Source organism: Allotabrizicola aquatica (SeqCode), assembly GCF_965194375.1.
In the GTDB taxonomy this organism is placed as follows: Bacteria; Pseudomonadota; Alphaproteobacteria; order Rhodobacterales; family Rhodobacteraceae; genus Tabrizicola_A; species Tabrizicola_A aquatica.
The window spans coordinates 247,634-262,500 of the sequence record NZ_OZ239428.1; the positions used below are offsets into that span (position 1 = coordinate 247,634).

Annotated in this window: 16 protein-coding genes; 3 read left to right on the forward strand and 13 right to left on the reverse strand. The window is 61.9% G+C overall.

Annotated features, from left to right (window positions below; genetic code table 11):
- Positions 1–51 precede the first annotated feature (51 nt).
- From puhE to AC72UB_RS14410, 3 genes are all read left to right on the forward strand, one after another.
- A complete protein-coding gene (gene puhE / locus AC72UB_RS14400) occupies positions 52–861 on the forward strand; it encodes a putative photosynthetic complex assembly protein PuhE (protein WP_505190381.1) in 810 nt (269 codons plus the stop codon).
- The gene (gene hemA / locus AC72UB_RS14405; protein WP_505190382.1) at positions 851–2,062 is read left to right on the forward strand and encodes a 5-aminolevulinate synthase; all 1,212 of its coding nucleotides are present in this window, start codon (positions 851–853) and stop codon (positions 2,060–2,062) included. The genes puhE and hemA overlap by 11 nt, the downstream gene beginning before the upstream one ends.
- An 87-nt stretch (positions 2,063–2,149) precedes the next feature.
- On the forward strand, positions 2,150–2,590 hold the full coding sequence (locus AC72UB_RS14410; RefSeq protein WP_505190383.1) for a c-type cytochrome: 441 nt from the start codon (positions 2,150–2,152) through the stop codon (positions 2,588–2,590).
- A gap of 83 nt (positions 2,591–2,673) precedes the next feature.
- Here AC72UB_RS14410 and dxs read toward each other — a convergent pair whose 3' ends face one another.
- From dxs to AC72UB_RS14475, 13 genes are all read right to left on the reverse strand, one after another.
- The gene (dxs, locus tag AC72UB_RS14415) at positions 2,674–4,599 is read right to left on the reverse strand and encodes a 1-deoxy-D-xylulose-5-phosphate synthase (RefSeq protein WP_505190384.1); all 1,926 of its coding nucleotides are present in this window, start codon (positions 4,597–4,599) and stop codon (positions 2,674–2,676) included.
- Positions 4,600–4,767: 168 nt separating this feature from the next.
- Positions 4,768–4,995 (reverse strand): RC-LH1 core complex protein PufX, encoded by a 228-nt coding sequence (pufX, locus tag AC72UB_RS14420; RefSeq protein ID WP_505190385.1) that lies wholly within the window; start codon positions 4,993–4,995, stop codon positions 4,768–4,770.
- A 20-nt stretch (positions 4,996–5,015) separates the two neighbouring features.
- Complete coding sequence (gene pufM, locus AC72UB_RS14425; protein WP_505190386.1) at positions 5,016–5,939, reverse strand: photosynthetic reaction center subunit M; 924 nt, start codon at positions 5,937–5,939, stop codon at positions 5,016–5,018.
- Complete coding sequence (gene pufL, locus AC72UB_RS14430) at positions 5,932–6,780, reverse strand: photosynthetic reaction center subunit L (protein WP_505190387.1); 849 nt, start codon at positions 6,778–6,780, stop codon at positions 5,932–5,934. The genes pufM and pufL overlap by 8 nt, the downstream gene beginning before the upstream one ends.
- Before the next feature lie 138 nt (positions 6,781–6,918).
- Positions 6,919–7,101 carry a light-harvesting antenna LH1, alpha subunit gene (gene pufA, locus AC72UB_RS14435; RefSeq protein WP_463291592.1) on the reverse strand — a complete coding sequence of 61 codons (183 nt, stop codon included), beginning with the start codon at positions 7,099–7,101 and terminating at the stop codon, positions 6,919–6,921.
- A gap of 13 nt (positions 7,102–7,114) precedes the next feature.
- Positions 7,115–7,264, reverse strand: coding sequence for a light-harvesting antenna LH1, beta subunit (gene pufB / locus AC72UB_RS14440; RefSeq protein WP_463291593.1), 150 nt, complete (start codon positions 7,262–7,264; stop codon positions 7,115–7,117).
- 124 nt (positions 7,265–7,388) lie between these two features.
- Positions 7,389–7,610, reverse strand: a complete 222-nt coding sequence (gene pufQ / locus AC72UB_RS14445) for a cytochrome PufQ (RefSeq protein WP_463291594.1) — start codon at positions 7,608–7,610, stop codon at positions 7,389–7,391.
- Positions 7,607–9,085: a chlorophyllide a reductase subunit Z gene (bchZ, locus tag AC72UB_RS14450; protein ID WP_463291595.1), complete on the reverse strand. Its 1,479-nt coding sequence runs from the start codon at positions 9,083–9,085 to the stop codon at positions 7,607–7,609. The genes pufQ and bchZ overlap by 4 nt, the downstream gene beginning before the upstream one ends.
- On the reverse strand, positions 9,085–10,653 hold the full coding sequence (bchY, locus tag AC72UB_RS14455) for a chlorophyllide a reductase subunit Y (protein ID WP_505190388.1): 1,569 nt from the start codon (positions 10,651–10,653) through the stop codon (positions 9,085–9,087). The genes bchZ and bchY overlap by 1 nt, the downstream gene beginning before the upstream one ends.
- Positions 10,654–10,716: 63 nt before the next feature.
- Positions 10,717–11,721, reverse strand: coding sequence for a chlorophyllide a reductase iron protein subunit X (locus tag AC72UB_RS14460; RefSeq protein ID WP_505190389.1), 1,005 nt, complete (start codon positions 11,719–11,721; stop codon positions 10,717–10,719).
- Positions 11,718–12,674 carry a chlorophyll synthesis pathway protein BchC gene (gene bchC, locus AC72UB_RS14465; RefSeq protein WP_505190390.1) on the reverse strand — a complete coding sequence of 319 codons (957 nt, stop codon included), beginning with the start codon at positions 12,672–12,674 and terminating at the stop codon, positions 11,718–11,720. The genes AC72UB_RS14460 and bchC overlap by 4 nt, the downstream gene beginning before the upstream one ends.
- A gap of 120 nt (positions 12,675–12,794) precedes the next feature.
- Positions 12,795–13,928 carry a methyltransferase gene (locus AC72UB_RS14470; RefSeq protein WP_505190391.1) on the reverse strand — a complete coding sequence of 378 codons (1,134 nt, stop codon included), beginning with the start codon at positions 13,926–13,928 and terminating at the stop codon, positions 12,795–12,797.
- Position 13,929: 1 nt separating this feature from the next.
- Positions 13,930–14,811 (reverse strand): polyprenyl synthetase family protein, encoded by an 882-nt coding sequence (locus tag AC72UB_RS14475; RefSeq protein ID WP_505190392.1) that lies wholly within the window; start codon positions 14,809–14,811, stop codon positions 13,930–13,932.
- Positions 14,812–14,867 lie beyond the last annotated feature (56 nt).

Below are 14,867 nucleotides of genomic sequence, written 5' to 3' on the forward strand. Positions count from 1 at the left end.
TCCGGGGCGGCATCGCCCCGGCCAAACCTGCGCGACGCGGGGGCCGCGGCCATGACCGAAAGCCCCTGGATCGCCGCGCTGTTGACCCTGTTTGTCTGGTGGTTTTCCACCGGCGTCATTCTGTGGCGCGTGCGGGTGGCCGACAATGGCCAACCCTCGGATCATGTGACGTCAGTGGTCATCGGACTGCCGTTGGTCGCTGTTGGCATCATGGCCGCCCATGCCTCACTGCCCGATCTGTCAACACAAGGCATCTATATGGCCTTCTTTGCCGCCCTCGCGCTTTGGGGCTGGATCGAACTGGCGTTTCTGTCAGGGGTCATCACCGGCCCCAATCGCAGCCCCTGCCCGGCCTTTGCCAGCACCAAAACCCGGTTCTGGCGCGCGGTGGGCACAGTGGCGTGGCATGAGCTGGCGCTGGCGCTGACACTTTTGGCTTTGGGTTTGGCCAGCATCGGGGCGGAAAACCCCTTTGCCTTTGGCACCTTCGCGATTTTGTTCTTCGGGCGTATCTTTGCCAAGCTGAACCTGTTTCTGGGCGTGCCGCGCATCAACATTCAGTTTCTGCCCCGCCCCTTGGCCCATCTGGCCAGCCACTTCCGCATTGGGCGGATCACTGCGTTTTTTCCCCTTTCGGTGTCTGCCTTGACCGTCGCTTCTGCCTTGCTGCTTGAGCGCGCGATCAACGTCGACACCCCCGGCATGTCGGTGGGCTATGCCCTGTTGACCTGCCTTTGCCTGCTGGCCCTGTTGGAGCACTGGTTCATGGTGCTGCCTCTGCCAGATGAAAAACTGTGGCGTTGGATGATGCCCGAAGCCAAACCTCAAAAAGACCAGATCGAGGACGCCAATGGACTTTGATAACCTGTTCCGCGCCCAGCTTGAGACACTCAAGTCAGAAGGCAACTACCGCACGTTTGCCGAGTTGGAGCGCAAACGCGGCGCGTTTCCGCGCGCGGCCCGCCACAAGGATGGCGAGGTGAACGAAATCACCGTCTGGTGTTCGAACGACTATCTGGGCATGGGCCAGCACCCCGATGTGGTCAAGGCCATGGTCGACTGTGTGCAGGCCTGCGGCACCGGTGCGGGCGGCACGCGCAATATCTCCGGCAACAACCACCACCATCTGCTGCTCGAGGCCGAGCTTGCCGATCTGCATGGCAAAGAAGCCGCACTTTTGTTCACCAGCGGCTATGTGTCGAACTGGGCGGCGCTCTCGACGCTTGGCAGCAAGATCCCGAACGCGGTGATCCTGTCGGATGCTGGCAACCATGCCTCGATGATCGAGGGCGTGCGCCACAGCCGTGCCGACAAGGTGATCTGGAAGCACAATGACTGGCGCGATCTGGACCGCAAGCTCGCCGCTGTCGGCGATCGGCCCAAGATTGTGGCCTTTGAATCGGTTTACTCGATGGACGGCGACATCGCCCCGATCAAGGAAATCGTGCAGGTCGCCAAGGCCCACGGGGCGCTGACCTATATCGACGAGGTGCACGCGGTGGGCATGTATGGCCCGCGCGGCGGTGGGGTGACCGAACGCGAAGGGTTGGCCGATCAGATCGACCTGATCGAAGGCACGCTGGGCAAGGCTTACGGCGTGGTGGGCGGCTATATCACCGGCTCTGCCCCCTTGTGCGATTTCATCCGCAGCTTTGCGAGCGGGTTCATCTTCACCACCGCCCTGCCCCCGGCGATTGCGGCCGCCGCCACCGCCTCGATCCGCCATCTCAAGGCCAGCGGCTCTGAACGCGCGCGCCAGCAGGCGCAAGTGGCCAAGCTGCGCGCGAAACTTGACCGCGCGGGTATTCCCCACATGGCCAATGACAGCCACATCATCCCGGTGATGATTGGTGATCCGGTCAAGTGCCGGATGATCAGCGATATCCTGATGAACGACTGGGGCATCTATGTGCAGCCCATCAACTATCCCACGGTCGCCAAGGGCACCGAGCGGCTGCGCATTACGCCCTCGCCTTTCCATTCAGATGCCGATATCGATCATCTCGTGACCGCATTGGCCACGCTTTGGCAACGCTGCGCGATTTCGCATGCAGTCGCCTGAGATTTTTGATGACGCCAAAGACCAGACGGTGATCCAACACAGGGCCACCTTCGTATACCCAAATCAGGCGTAACAGGGAGACCGCCCATGAAGTCGAAGTTTGCTATCCTCGCCGTTCTTGCAACCGCTGCTGGACCCGCATTTGCGGCTGGCGACGCTGCAAAAGGCGAAACCAGCTTCAAGCAATGCCAGACTTGCCACTCTGTGGTGAACGAGGCAGGAGAAGTGCTTGCTGGCAAAGGGTCCAAGACGGGACCGAACCTGTATGGTGTGGTGGGCCGTGTGGTTGGCAGCTATCCTGACTTCAAATATGGCGAGTCGATTGTCGCCGCCGGGGCCACCGGTCTGGTCTGGGACGAAGCTGGATTTGTTGATTATGTGCAGGATCCGGCCAATCACTGGAAAAAGGTCCTGAATGACAAGAGCGCCAAGTCCAAGATGTCGTTCAAGGTCAAGAATGCCGAAACTGCGGCTGATCTTTACGCCTATCTCGCGCAGTTCGGCGCAGTACCTGCTGCAAGCGAATAAGCTTTGACCATCCCTCTCTGATCCACAGGGAGGCCATGAAAAAGCCCCCGCTTCGGCGGGGGCTTTTTGCTGTGATGCGGACCTTAGGCGCGCAGCGCTTGCTGCGTGCTTCCCAAAACCGCGGTTGCCGCGCGCACGATATGCGCGGCATCAAGCCCGGCGTCGGCATACATCGCCGCAGGGCTTGCCTGTTCAATGAAGCGATCGGGCAAAGTCAGTGTGCGCAGGCGCACCCCATGATCAAGGCCGCCGGAATTGGCCAGATACTGCAGCACCTGCGCGCCAAACCCGCCCGAGGCCCCCTGCTCTACCGTGATCACCGCCGCGTGGTGGCGCACCAACTGGGTGACCAGATCCGTGTCCAAGGGCTTGGCAAAGCGGGCATCGGCGATGGTCACCGAAATGCCCTGCTGCGCCAGAAGATCGGCCGCCGCATGACATTCGTTCAGATGCGCGCCAAAGGACAAGAGCGCCAGATCCGAGCCTTGCCGGACCACCCGGCCACGACCGATTTCAAGCGGCGTCCCAAGCCCGGGCAGATCAACGCCCACGCCCTCACCACGCGGAAAGCGGAACGAGATCGGGCCTGCGTCATACTCAGCCGCTGTGGCGACCATATGCACAAGCTCCGCCTCATCGCCCGGCGCCATGACGACAAAGCCGGGCAGATTGGCCAGAAAGCCCACATCAAAGGCCCCGGCATGGGTCGCGCCATCGGCCCCGACAAGCCCCGCGCGGTCAATGGCAAAGCGCACGGGCAAGCCTTGTAAGGCGACATCATGCACGATCTGGTCATAGCCGCGCTGGAGGAAGGTGGAATAGATCGCCACGAAAGGTTTCAACCCCGCCGCCGCCATCCCGGCGGCAAAGGTCACGCCGTGCTGTTCGGCAATACCCACATCGAACACCCGCGCAGGAAAGCGGCGCGCCATGATGTCAAGCCCTGTGCCAGATGGCATCGCCGCCGTTACCGCCACAATGCGCCCATCGCGCGCCGCCGCCTCGGTTAGGGTTTGGCCGAACACCGAGGTATAGGCCGGCGCATTCGACACCGCTTTGGCTTGGGTGCCCGAAACCACATCGAACTTGGCCACGCCGTGATACTTGTCCGCTGAGTTCTCGGCCGGGGCATAGCCTTTGCCCTTCACCGTGATGGCATGGATCAACACTGGTCCTGTCGCCCGCGTTTTCGCCGCGCGGAGGGTCGCCAGCAGCAGGGGCAGATCATGCCCATCGACCGGACCGATATACTGTAGGCCCAGCTCTTCAAACAAGGTGCCGCCGCCCGGCATACCGGTGACCAAGGCCCGCGCCCGACGAGCGCCGTCGCGCAAGGGGCCGGGCAAAGCCGCCTCAAACCCTTCAGCCATGCCACGCAGGCCCGCCAACGGCCCACGCTCGGCCAGAGAGTTGAGATAGCGGTTCAAGGCCCCAACCGGGGGCGCAATGCTCATGTCATTGTCGTTCAGGATGATGAACAGCCGCTTGCCCAGATCACCAGCGGCATTCATCGCCTCATAAGCCATACCGGCCGTGATGGCGCCGTCCCCGATGACGGCTATCGCATCGCCGGTGGGCTGGCCCATATCGCGGCCAATGGTAAAACCCAGGGCCGCCGAAATGCTGGTGGAACTGTGAGCGGCACCAAAGGGGTCGTATTCGGATTCCGAACGTTTGGTAAAGCCTGACACGCCACCGCCCTGGCGCAAGGTCTGCATCCGGTCGCGTCGCCCGGTCAGGATCTTGTGCGGATAGCACTGATGACCAACATCCCAGATCAGCTTGTCCACTGGGGTGTTGAAGACGGCATGAATGGCCACGCTCATCTCGACCACACCCAAGGATGAGCCAAGATGGCCGCCGGTCTTGGAGACGACTGAAATCACCTCGGATCGCAGCTCATCGGCCACCTTGACAAGGTCAGCATCGCTCATGCCGCGCAGGTCAGCAGGATGCGTGACACGGTCCAACGTTGGGGTCGCCGAATGGATGGGGGCAGCATGTGTCATGAAGGTCTCCCGATGAAAAAAGGTGCCGGGTGGGTCACACACGGCACCAGGTCCCTGTCGCCAACAGGAAAGGGAACCGGGCTGTGGAGTGCCCAGGAACGGACCGGCGTCATAGTCCGAACGTCGTTGCAACGCGGGCGCTCCATGGGCGCCCGCGTTGATCTTGCTTTAGGCCACCTCAACCTCGGGCGCAGCGATCTCCAGCGCGCCATAAGGTGACGGGGCGGTCTTGCTTTCGTCGGGCAGCATCTGGCCAACAGCCCAGATCGCCCCGTACATCAGGCCAATGGCAAAGACGAACAGTGCCGCCCATCCCATTCCACGCAGCATCTGCCACATGATCCAAGACCGGATCGCAGAGGTCTTGTTGGTCTCGGTGTAGAAGTTGTCAGACATCATTTCATCCTTTCCGCGGCTCAATCGAGCGGCGCATAGCCGTGCTCTTGTGCCCAGACGAACCAGTTGTCCACCACCGTGCCGGTCAGCAAGATGCCGATCCCACCCGTGACAGTAACCAGAACGGCGAACCACCAAGCCCAGCGGTGAATGCCTTCCATCGTGGCGTTGAAGCCCATGGTCCAGCGCCAGAACAGAGCTGCCCGCTCCGAGGCCGTGCCACGATCCACAATCTGCTCCAACTCGCGGTCGCCACCCAGACGGGTCACCGCCAGAATGGTTGCCCCGTGCATCGCAAACAGCAGGGCCGATCCGTAGAGGAAGGCAATGCTCAGAGCGTGGAAGGGGTTATAGAACAGGTTGCCATAGGTCAGGCTGAAGAGGTTGGTCCAGTCCAGGTGCGGGAAGATGCCGTAAGGCACCGCCTCGGACCAGCTGCCCATCAGAACCGGACGGATCAGGCCCAGCACCAAGAACAACCAGATCGCCCCAGCAAAGGCCCAAGCCACGTGCTTGCCCATGCCCAGTGCTTCGGCGCGCAGATAGGTGCGAACCCACCAAGCCATGACCGAGATCAAGAGGAAGAGGCTGGACAGAAGCCACAACCCACCTTCCGCCATCGGCGGGATCGAGAGGCCATATTCCGGGGCCGGCGGCTCAAGCGCCATCCAGAAGAGATCGCGCATGAAGACGGTCGGGTTATAGTCGGCCAGATGCCAGAACCAGGCACCGACCATCATGAACCAGATCAACCCGGTGGCCAGCGAGATGACACCGAAGGTGCCCAGATAGACCGGACCCAACTGCGCATTCCCGAACCAGCCTGCAAGGTTTGAGAACCCCGCCGATTTGGTGCGATTGCCCAGATCAACGTTTTCGACCATTCCCATCTCAGGTGCTGCGCGCACCTGAACTTGGGTGAAGATGTTTTGATACTCAGCCATTTACGCCTCCAGGAATGTCGGCCCAGAAGGGCAGTTGCAGCCACCAATCCCACCAATCAACCCACTGGTCGAACCAGATCGTGCCCGAGATCACGATACAGATCGCGCTCCAGAACCCGGCGTTCAGCGCCAAAAGCAAGCCCAGACGGTGAATGCCCAAGGTGCCGACCGAATAGCCGATCAGATCGCGGAAGAAGGTGTCTTCGTGGTCGGGCGTCTTCATCAACTCGCCCTTGGGCGGGTTGGCGGCCGACAGGATCAGCGCCCCGTGCAACGCAAGCGCCAAGGCGGTGGTGAAGAAGAAGCTCACCGCGATCATATGGGCCGGGTTGTAGTGGAAGTTGCCGTAGGTATAGCCGGTGTTTGAGACCCAATCGAGGTGGCTGAAGATGCCGTAAGGAAAGGCATAACCCCAGCTTCCCATCAGGATCGGGCGAATGATGACCAGCGTGACATAGGCGAAAATTGCAACCGAGAACGCGAAGGGCACATGAAGCCCAATACCCAGCTTGCGGCAGATTTCCACCTCGCGCAGGGCCCAGCTGATAAAGGCGCCGGTCGCACAAATCGTGATGATCTGCCAAAGCCCGCCCTGCATCAGGGGCGCAAAGGCCAGACCGTTTTCAACCGATGGCGGATCGATCGAGATCAGCCAAGGGTTCCAAGTTGGGCCCATTGCTGCACCGTAAAAGATCAGCAAGGTGCCAAGGGCCGCGAAAAAGAAGGTCGTGACCCCAAAGAAGCCGACGTAGAACGGTCCGACCCAAAAGTCGAACAGGTTCCCGCCGATCAGCGTGCCGCCTGGCACGCGGTATTTTCGTTCGAAGCTGAGCAGTGCCATGCTTCCCTCTCCGCGATGGGACGGTCAACCCAAAGGCACAGCGATGAACGCAGCGGGGGCCGTCAGATGTTCGTTAGATTCAACAGAATGTATGGGTTCGGTGCGGGCGGGGTGAAACCGCCCGCACCAGAGCGCGACTTATTCGGTCGGCGCTGCAGCAACATAGCCATGCTTGGCCGAGGCGATCTCGAACCAGTTGAAGGCCGGGTTGGACAGCAGGACGAGGTGAATCATCGCTGCCAGAAGGAAGAGGAAAACCCCTTGCGCCACGAAAACGCGACGCGGATCGAAAATCAGCCAGATCTTGTAGAACTTGCTCATGTCTCGTTCCCCCTTAGAACCACGGACGCCAGAACCACACGGCCACATGTGCGACAACGGCGATGGTCGAGAACAACCAAAGCCCGCTCATGTAGACCGAGTGCAGCTCTTGCGCCTGCTGGTCCGTGAGACCTGTGAACGACAGGTCGGATTTATCAGCCATAGTATCCTCCGGATATTCGGACTGACGCCGCATTCCCTGCGGCCGGGCCACCGTGGGCGGAATGCCCCTCGGATGTTTCTTTCCCCCCGCCGAGGCGGAAGGTCGGAATTCGTGTCGCGGCTTTTCAGCCGCGGAAGATCATTGGCGTCACGGCCTCGGCGTCCTTACGGGCGCGGGCCAGCGGGCCAAGACGGGGAAACTTGCCATGGCGCAGGGTTTGGAACAGCCAGCCCAGCACATGCGGCAGTACGGCAAGGGTGAAGATCAGGGTGTAGTAGATGAAGAACTCTACCCGGTTCACCCGCTTGACCTGCTGCAGATCACCGTTGGCACTGTAATCGGTCATGACTTTTCTCCCTCGTTTAGCGAAAGGCTTGCCCCCGGCAGGCCCTCCACGGTTTCGCGCACCACACGTTCAGCCCCGGCATCGAGTGCGGCCTTTTCAGCCGCATCGCGCAACGTACGCGCGGCGCTGATCCGGGTTAGGATCGGGTGGGTATTAACAATTCGGTCCAAGGCCGCCTGCGCATCGGCATCCCAGGGGAAGTCGCGGCGTAAGGTGGTTGGGGTGGCAGCGGCGCTGTCCATCTCACTGCCCAAGGGCAGAATGTGGAAGAGCGCGTCAAAGAGGCCGTTGCAGACCTCTTGCAAGAGCCAAACCGCCCCCGCATAGCCCATCATCGGCGTGCCGGTGGCGCGGCGGATCGCAGCGCCGGGGAAGGATGCGGCGATGAAACTGGGGGCCGGACCAAACCCGCCCTTCATCTCGGCCAGATACATTTTTTCGTTGATCGATCCCATCACCACCAAGGGGCGGTGCTGTTTCATCAAGCCCCGAACCGCCTCGTTGTTGGTTTTCTTCCCGGGCAGACGCGCCACAGCAAAGGCACAGGGCAGGCCCAGATCAGATTCAAGATAGTTACGCACGCCGCGGGCATAGGTTTCGGTCGCGACGATCCCGAAAGACGCGGTGGCGAAGAAATCTTGGGTCACCGACCGCCACAGATCCCAGACCGGTTTCAGGGTGGAGTGCTTTTCGCGCGCGATAAAGGGCTCAGGGTCCAGCCCCAGCATCTCACCCAGTTTGCGCAGGAATTTGGTGGTTGAGTCCATGCCGATGGGCGCCTGTAGGTAGGGCTTGCCCAAGACCTCGGCCAAGCCCCGGCCAAACTCGCGGTACATCACGATATTGGCGTCGGCGTTCACAAGGTTGCGCATCTCGGCCACATGGGCGCCCAAAGGCATGACCATGTTCACATCGGCCCCGATGCCTTCGACGAGACGGCGGATTTCGTGCAGATCGCTGGCCATGTTGAACACGCCATACATCGGCCCAAGGATATTGACGCGCGGGCGCGCACCTTCCGGGCGGGCGGCTTCATGCGGCATCCGGCCTTTGGTCATGCCAAATTCGGTGAAGATCCAGGTCATCGCCCGGTCGGCACATTCCCATTGATCTTCATCGATCGTGCGCGGCAGAAAGCGTTGAATATTGGTGCCCATCGGGGTGACGCCGCCGCCGATCATCTCGGCAATCGACCCTGTCACCACCACCGCAGGCAAAGCCGGGTCAAGCGTTTTCCACGCCCGGCGCATCGCGCCTTCGGTACCGTCACGGCCCAGTTCCTCTTCGCCCAAACCCGTCACCACAATCGGCAACTCATGGGGCGGCAGAGCGTCGGTGTAATGCAGCACCGAGGTTACGGGCAGATTCTCACACCCAACCGGCCCATCGATCACCACCTGCAGGCCCTTGACGGCACAGAACGCATAAACCGCGCCCCAATAGCCCCCTGCCCGATCATGATCTTGCACCAGCATCAGATCATCTCCTCGGCCTTGGCAGCACGCGCCATTTTGTCGAGTTTCTTCTGGTGCATCGCGCGGAATTCCGGCTGCAGGTTCGGCGCGCCTTCCCAGATGCCGGCGGTGTCGCCATGGCCCACGCCTTCGAAGAAGGCTTTCATGTCATCCAGCCGGTCCTTGCCCGCAATCGCGGCATTGACGACCTGGCCCAAGGACCCTGCCCCCGCCGGGCCCATCAAGGGACGCGCGGAAATCAGGTTGGTGAAGTAGAGGGAGGGAACGCCGGTTTCCTTGGCCTTTTGCACAACAGGCGTGGTGCCGATGGCCAGATCGGGGCGGATCGCTTCCATCGCGGAAAGGTCATCTTCCAAGGACGCGCGGAACTTTACCTTGACGCCGCGCGCTTCGAGCCAATCACGGTCAGCCTCGCTCCACGGGGTCTTGGCGCAGGCGGTGCCGACGTATGGCACATTCGCGCCGGATTCGATAAGGAGGCGCGCGACGAGAAGTTCGCTGCCTTCATAGCCCGACAGCGTGATCGTGCCCTTGATCGGCACACCGGCAAGTGCGGTCTTGATTGCAGGCAAGAAAGCGTTTTGCGCGGCAGCAATGCGGGCGGGATCGACGTTATAGGCATCCCCAATCGCGGCCAGCCAAGCGGCGGTGCCGTCGTGGCCAACGGGGGCAGAGCCCACAACCTTGCGGCCTGCGTTTTGAAACTCACGCACAGCGGCAGTGTAGAAGGGGTGAATGGCCGCCACGACATCGCAGTCTAGGGCGGCATAAAGCTCACGCCATTCGCGGCAGGGCAGCACCGGACCCGCAGCCAAGCCCATGGGGGCCAGCATCGCGCCGATCATCATCGGGTCGGCCGGGAACATCTCGCCCAGAAGGGCCACTTGCGGGCGGTCAGAGCGAGCTGACGCGGGTGCTGCCACTGGCCCTGCCTCAATCTCGGCGCGGGCATATTTCAGCATTGCCCCGGCCAAAACGTCCTTGGCCTCGGCATGGGTCGGGATACCAAAGCCCGGCACGTCAATGCCGACAATCCGCACCCCGTTGATTTCACTTGGCAAAAGCTTGAGCGGCACACCCGAAGCCGTGGGCACGCAGAGGTTCGTCACCACAACCGCATCATAGCGGTCAGGATCGGCCAGCTCGTGGACCGCGTCGCGGATATCCTCGAAGAGCTTGCCCGTCACCAAGGTTTCCGAGTTGAAGGGCACATAGCCGACCGACCGGCGCGCACCGTAGAAATGCGACACAAAGGTCAGGCCATAGACGCAGCAGGCCGACCCAGACAGCACTGTGGCCACCCGGCGCATCCGGAGGCCCACGCGCAAAGACCCAAAAGCCGGGCACATGGACTGCGGCTTGTCATGGGGACCCTGCGGGTAATCAGCCGCGTATTGATCGAGCAGTTCCGACTGGCCTGCCGCACGGGCCGCAGCCTCCATCGTGGCAGCACCGGCATGACAGCCCATGCCGTCAACCGGGGCCGTCATTGCAGGCGCTTCCAGATCAACAGACTTCACCGCGGTCAGCGGTGCGTCATGGGCATTGTCATAGCCGACTTCGCTCATTTGCGTGCCTTCCGTGAGGAGAGGCGCTGCAGCGCGGCTTCAAGTTGTGCGAGGGCGTCGAGATCAAACATCGTCATACACCACTTCGAGGGATTTCTTCAGAACGGCGTTCTTGCCACGCATGTCGGCGTCGGTGGCCGGGGTCAGCACAAAGTCGGCCCCCGTAGCCTCGGCAGAGAACAGGTTCAAAAGGCCATCTTGCGACAGCGGGGTCGGGCGCACCGGAGGGGCCAGCGCCACAGCTTCGGCCAAGGTGGCGAACATCGGGCCCCACTGGGATTCGTAGCTGCCAACAATCTGGTAATTCGCGGATTTCTTACGCAGATCATCATCTTGCGGAATGGCGGCCAGAACCGGGATTTTCACCGACTCTGCAAACGCCGCCGCCTCGCCCGTGCCGTCATCCTTGTTGATGACGAGCCCTGCGATGCCGACATTGCCACCCAGCTTGCGGAAGTATTCCACCGCCGAGCAGACGTTGTTGGCCACATACAAGGACTGCAGGTCGTTCGACGCAACCAAGATCACCTTCTGCGCCATGTCGCGGGCGATGGGCAGACCAAAGCCGCCGCAGACCACGTCGCCAAGGAAATCGAGCAGCACATAGTCGAAGTCCCAGTCATGGAACCCCAGCTTTTCCAAAAGCTCAAAGCCATGGATGATGCCGCGACCGCCGCAGCCCCGGCCAACTTCCGGCCCGCCCAGCTCCATCGCAAAGACGCCGCCGCGCTTGAAGCAGACGTCGCCGATCTTCACCTCTTCGCCCGCGAGTTTCTTGCGGGTGGAGGTTTCGATGATCGTCGGGCAGGCTTTGCCACCGAACAAGAGGCTGGTGGTGTCCGATTTCGGATCGCAGCCGATCAAGAGCACGCGCTTGCCCATTTCGGCCATCATATGGCTGAGGTTGGCCAGCGTGAAGGATTTGCCAATGCCGCCCTTACCGTAGATCGCAATGATCTGGGTTTTCTTGGTCGGCCCCCCTTGGGGGATTTCCAACGACGGCTCCTGATGCGCTTCGTCGCGCAGGCGGGCGTCGAAATCTTTCAGATTCGGGATGTCGAGCGTCATGCGTGGCCCCTCCAATCGAGGATCATTTTCAAGCAGGCAGGATCAGTAAACGCAGTCTCATAGGCCGCCGTGGCGTCCGTCGCGTTGCGGCGATGGGTGACCAGACCGCCGAGAGACAAAGCCCCGCCTTCCACCAATTGGCGCGTGGCGACCATGTCGTCGGGCGCCCATTCGGCGGCGATGCGGAACCGCGCCTCTTTCATGAAGGCGGGCGGAAAGGCGAAAGACAAAGGCGTGGTGTAGAAACCGGCCAGAACCACCTCACCGCCGCGCTGCAGGCGGCCGATCAGCGAATTCAACAGATCCGGCGCGCCCGAGGCGTCATAGATCGCGCGGTAGTCACGGCGCGGATCAGCTTCTGGGGTGGTGACCTCATAGCCAACCGCACCAGCTTGGCGGCCGGGGTCAATCTCCCACACGGTTGGCGCGGGGGCGCCCGCAGCCACGGTCAGCCGCGCCAGAAGGCGGCCCAGAACCCCGTGACCCACAATCAGATCAGGCAAGGCACGATCAAAGCCCGCCAAGGCATGCCGCGCGGTGGCGGCCAAAGCCAAAAGCGCGCCCTCGGCCCCAAGGCCGCGGTCAATGCGCGTCGCCCGCGCACCCGGCGTCACCAGATAGCGCGAGGCAGCCCCGAACAGCCCGCGCACCGGGCCGTCTTCAGTGGCTTCAAAACAATTGGCACCGGGCACAAAGACATGATCGCCAACAACGAACCCGCTTTCAGCGCCCGCCTCGACCACTTCGCCTGCGGCTTCATAGCCGGGGACAAGCGGATACCCCATGCCAGGAAAGGGCGGCATGGTGCCGGACCAGAACAGCTTTTCGGTGCCGGTGGAAATTCCGGAATGCGCAACCTCAACCACAACATCCGCCGCCGATGGCAGCGTCAGGCCCAAGAGCCCGACCGACAGGTTCTTTGGCCCTGACAAGATGACGGCGCTGGTTTTCACGGTCGCTCCCTGGGGCATCCGAAGCGTCTCGGGCTGAGACGCTCATCAAGATAACCATAGTGTCATTCTAAACTTACAGTTTTGACTGTCAAACTAAATTGACACTTTTAAAACATTCCCTTACCCCGAGACACGCTCGGCAGTGACGACTGAGGTGACATAGGGCCGAAAACCCCAATGAATCTGGATGTTTGCAAAGCCTGCGGCGGCCAATAACCCCGATATCTCGGCCAATGAGCGGGTCCGGCCCGTTTGCATTGCCAGTGTATAGAAGGCAAAATAGACATCCGTAATCGGGTCTGGTGCAGCACCGCCCGACATCGGCTCGGAAATCACAAGCCGCCCACCGACTGGCAATGCCGCATGAACCGAGGCCAAAAGCCGGGCAACCGTCGAATCATCGTGATCGTAAAGCACCCGAATCAGGCTGATGGCATCGGCCCCTTGCGGCAGCGGATCGTCGCGGAAACTGCCGGGATGGATGGTGCAGCGGGCGCTCAGCCCCGCTTTGGCAAAACGCGCTGTCGCCCCGCCCACCACAACGGGCAGATCGAAGAGGTCCAGCTGCGGCCCGTTACAGGCCTGCCCGACCGCCGTCAGAAAGGCCCCAGTTCCGCCACCGACGTCCATAAGGCGGCGCACCTTGGAAAAATCCACGAGCCGCAAGGTGTCTTCGGCCACAAGTGTCTGGCTTTGTGCCATCAGGTCGGAATAGGTCGCGGTCACCTCGGGATCGCGCGCCCCTTCGGCCCCAAAGACATAGGGCCAGAATTGCGACAATTCGGTTTTCTCCGGCCCGCGCAACAGCGCGACAGGATCGGCCATATCGGCGTAAAAGGCGCGGTGGTGGCGGATCATCGCCTCTAGCCCCGGCACGCCCAAGATCGAGGCTCCGCGCAGCGTCAGCGCAAAGGCCCCATCACGGCGGCGGCGCAAAAGCCCAATGGCGGCACCCGATTGCAGCAGAATCTGCAGCCGCGCTGCGGGCACTCCGCAGCCCGGCGCGAGCGTCTCGGCCGTGGCGGGCCCATGGGTCAGCTGATGCAGCAGGCGCAATTCAACCAGAGCGACCAGCGTTTGCGACCGTACAAACCCCTGCACAACATCGAAAATCGCGGCCCCTTCGGCCCGCGAGATGGCGCGCAATCCTGGAACCCGCGCGGCAAAGGCCTGAAACCGGCGCGACGCAGCCAGCCGCGTTACCCAAGCGACCATCGACGGCCGCCCGGTTGCATGATGGGGAATGTCAGCCATGTCAGACCCGCGGCTCGCCCTGCGCAAAAGCTGGGGCAACAGGTGTCATCCGTTCGGCATAGCGGCGCACCATATCGGCCAGCATCGCCTCACCCGGACAGGCCGGAATCGAGGAAATCGCCCCGCCCAAGATATCCTTGAGCCGCCGAATAGCCCCCTGCACGCCCAGCTCTGACACCGCATTGGGCCGGTGATGCATGGCATCCTGCCCCGCCGGTTTGCCCAGCGTTTCCGCATCATAAAGCGCGTCACGCAGATCGTCGGCGACCTGAAACGCCTCACCGATTCGCGCGCCAAGTTCCTCCCATGGCGCCGCATCTTGCCCCGCGGCAATCGCGCCCATCTGGGTCGCGGCAATGAACAGGGCCCCGGTTTTGGCACGGTGATAGGCGGAAAGGTTGACCTTCGCCTCACTCTCCCAACCTTGGCCGGCGCAAATGCCATCCGGCATGCCCGTGCGGCGCGCAAGCACGCGGATCAACTCCAGCGCCCGGCGCGGATCCTGCCCGGCGGCCTCGGCCAAGACATCAAACGCCTGAACAATCAGGCTGTCCCCGGTCAAAACCGCCAAGGGTTCGGAAAACGCTTTGTGAACTGTCGGCTTGCCGCGCCTCATATCGGCATCGTCAAAGCAGGGCAGATCATCATGCACAAGGCTTGCGCAATGGATCAACTCCAACGCAATCGCAGCGGCATTGGCCAGATCGGGCCGATCATCTCCGCAGGCCATCGCGACGCTCAGCAAAATGGTGGGCCGGATTCGCGCGCCACCCGGCGTGACAGCGTAGTGCAGCGCCGAGGCGAGCTTGCCCGGTGCATCGCCGCCCTGCGCCCGCGCAAGTACAGCGGCAGTGGTGGCATCCAGTCTTGCGACGATCGACATTGGCTCTCCCAACCCGGCTTTGCCGGCGCGGTGTGGCAAAGGTGTCAATTGAAAAT

What these genes read in the sequence shown, in the direction of transcription:
- bchZ (WP_463291595.1), bottom strand. Translation starts at nt 9,085, where the DNA reads ATGCTGGTGCAAGATCATGATCGGGCAGGGGGCTATTGGGGCGCGGTT.
- AC72UB_RS14460 (WP_505190389.1), bottom strand. Translation starts at nt 11,721, where the DNA reads ATGACGCTCGACATCCCGAATCTGAAAGATTTCGACGCCCGCCTGCGC.
- pufX (WP_505190385.1), bottom strand. Translation starts at nt 4,995, where the DNA reads ATGTCTGACAACTTCTACACCGAGACCAACAAGACCTCTGCGATCCGG.
- AC72UB_RS14410 (WP_505190383.1), top strand. Translation starts at nt 2,150, where the DNA reads ATGAAGTCGAAGTTTGCTATCCTCGCCGTTCTTGCAACCGCTGCTGGA.
- pufM (WP_505190386.1), bottom strand. Translation starts at nt 5,939, where the DNA reads ATGGCTGAGTATCAAAACATCTTCACCCAAGTTCAGGTGCGCGCAGCA.
- pufA (WP_463291592.1), bottom strand. Translation starts at nt 7,101, where the DNA reads ATGAGCAAGTTCTACAAGATCTGGCTGATTTTCGATCCGCGTCGCGTT.
- AC72UB_RS14475 (WP_505190392.1), bottom strand. Translation starts at nt 14,811, where the DNA reads ATGTCGATCGTCGCAAGACTGGATGCCACCACTGCCGCTGTACTTGCG.
- pufB (WP_463291593.1), bottom strand. Translation starts at nt 7,264, where the DNA reads ATGGCTGATAAATCCGACCTGTCGTTCACAGGTCTCACGGACCAGCAG.
- pufQ (WP_463291594.1), bottom strand. Translation starts at nt 7,610, where the DNA reads ATGACCGATTACAGTGCCAACGGTGATCTGCAGCAGGTCAAGCGGGTG.
- bchY (WP_505190388.1), bottom strand. Translation starts at nt 10,653, where the DNA reads ATGAGCGAAGTCGGCTATGACAATGCCCATGACGCACCGCTGACCGCG.
- pufL (WP_505190387.1), bottom strand. Translation starts at nt 6,780, where the DNA reads ATGGCACTGCTCAGCTTCGAACGAAAATACCGCGTGCCAGGCGGCACG.
- dxs (WP_505190384.1), bottom strand. Translation starts at nt 4,599, where the DNA reads ATGACACATGCTGCCCCCATCCATTCGGCGACCCCAACGTTGGACCGT.
- hemA (WP_505190382.1), top strand. Translation starts at nt 851, where the DNA reads ATGGACTTTGATAACCTGTTCCGCGCCCAGCTTGAGACACTCAAGTCA.
- puhE (WP_505190381.1), top strand. Translation starts at nt 52, where the DNA reads ATGACCGAAAGCCCCTGGATCGCCGCGCTGTTGACCCTGTTTGTCTGG.
- AC72UB_RS14470 (WP_505190391.1), bottom strand. Translation starts at nt 13,928, where the DNA reads ATGGCTGACATTCCCCATCATGCAACCGGGCGGCCGTCGATGGTCGCT.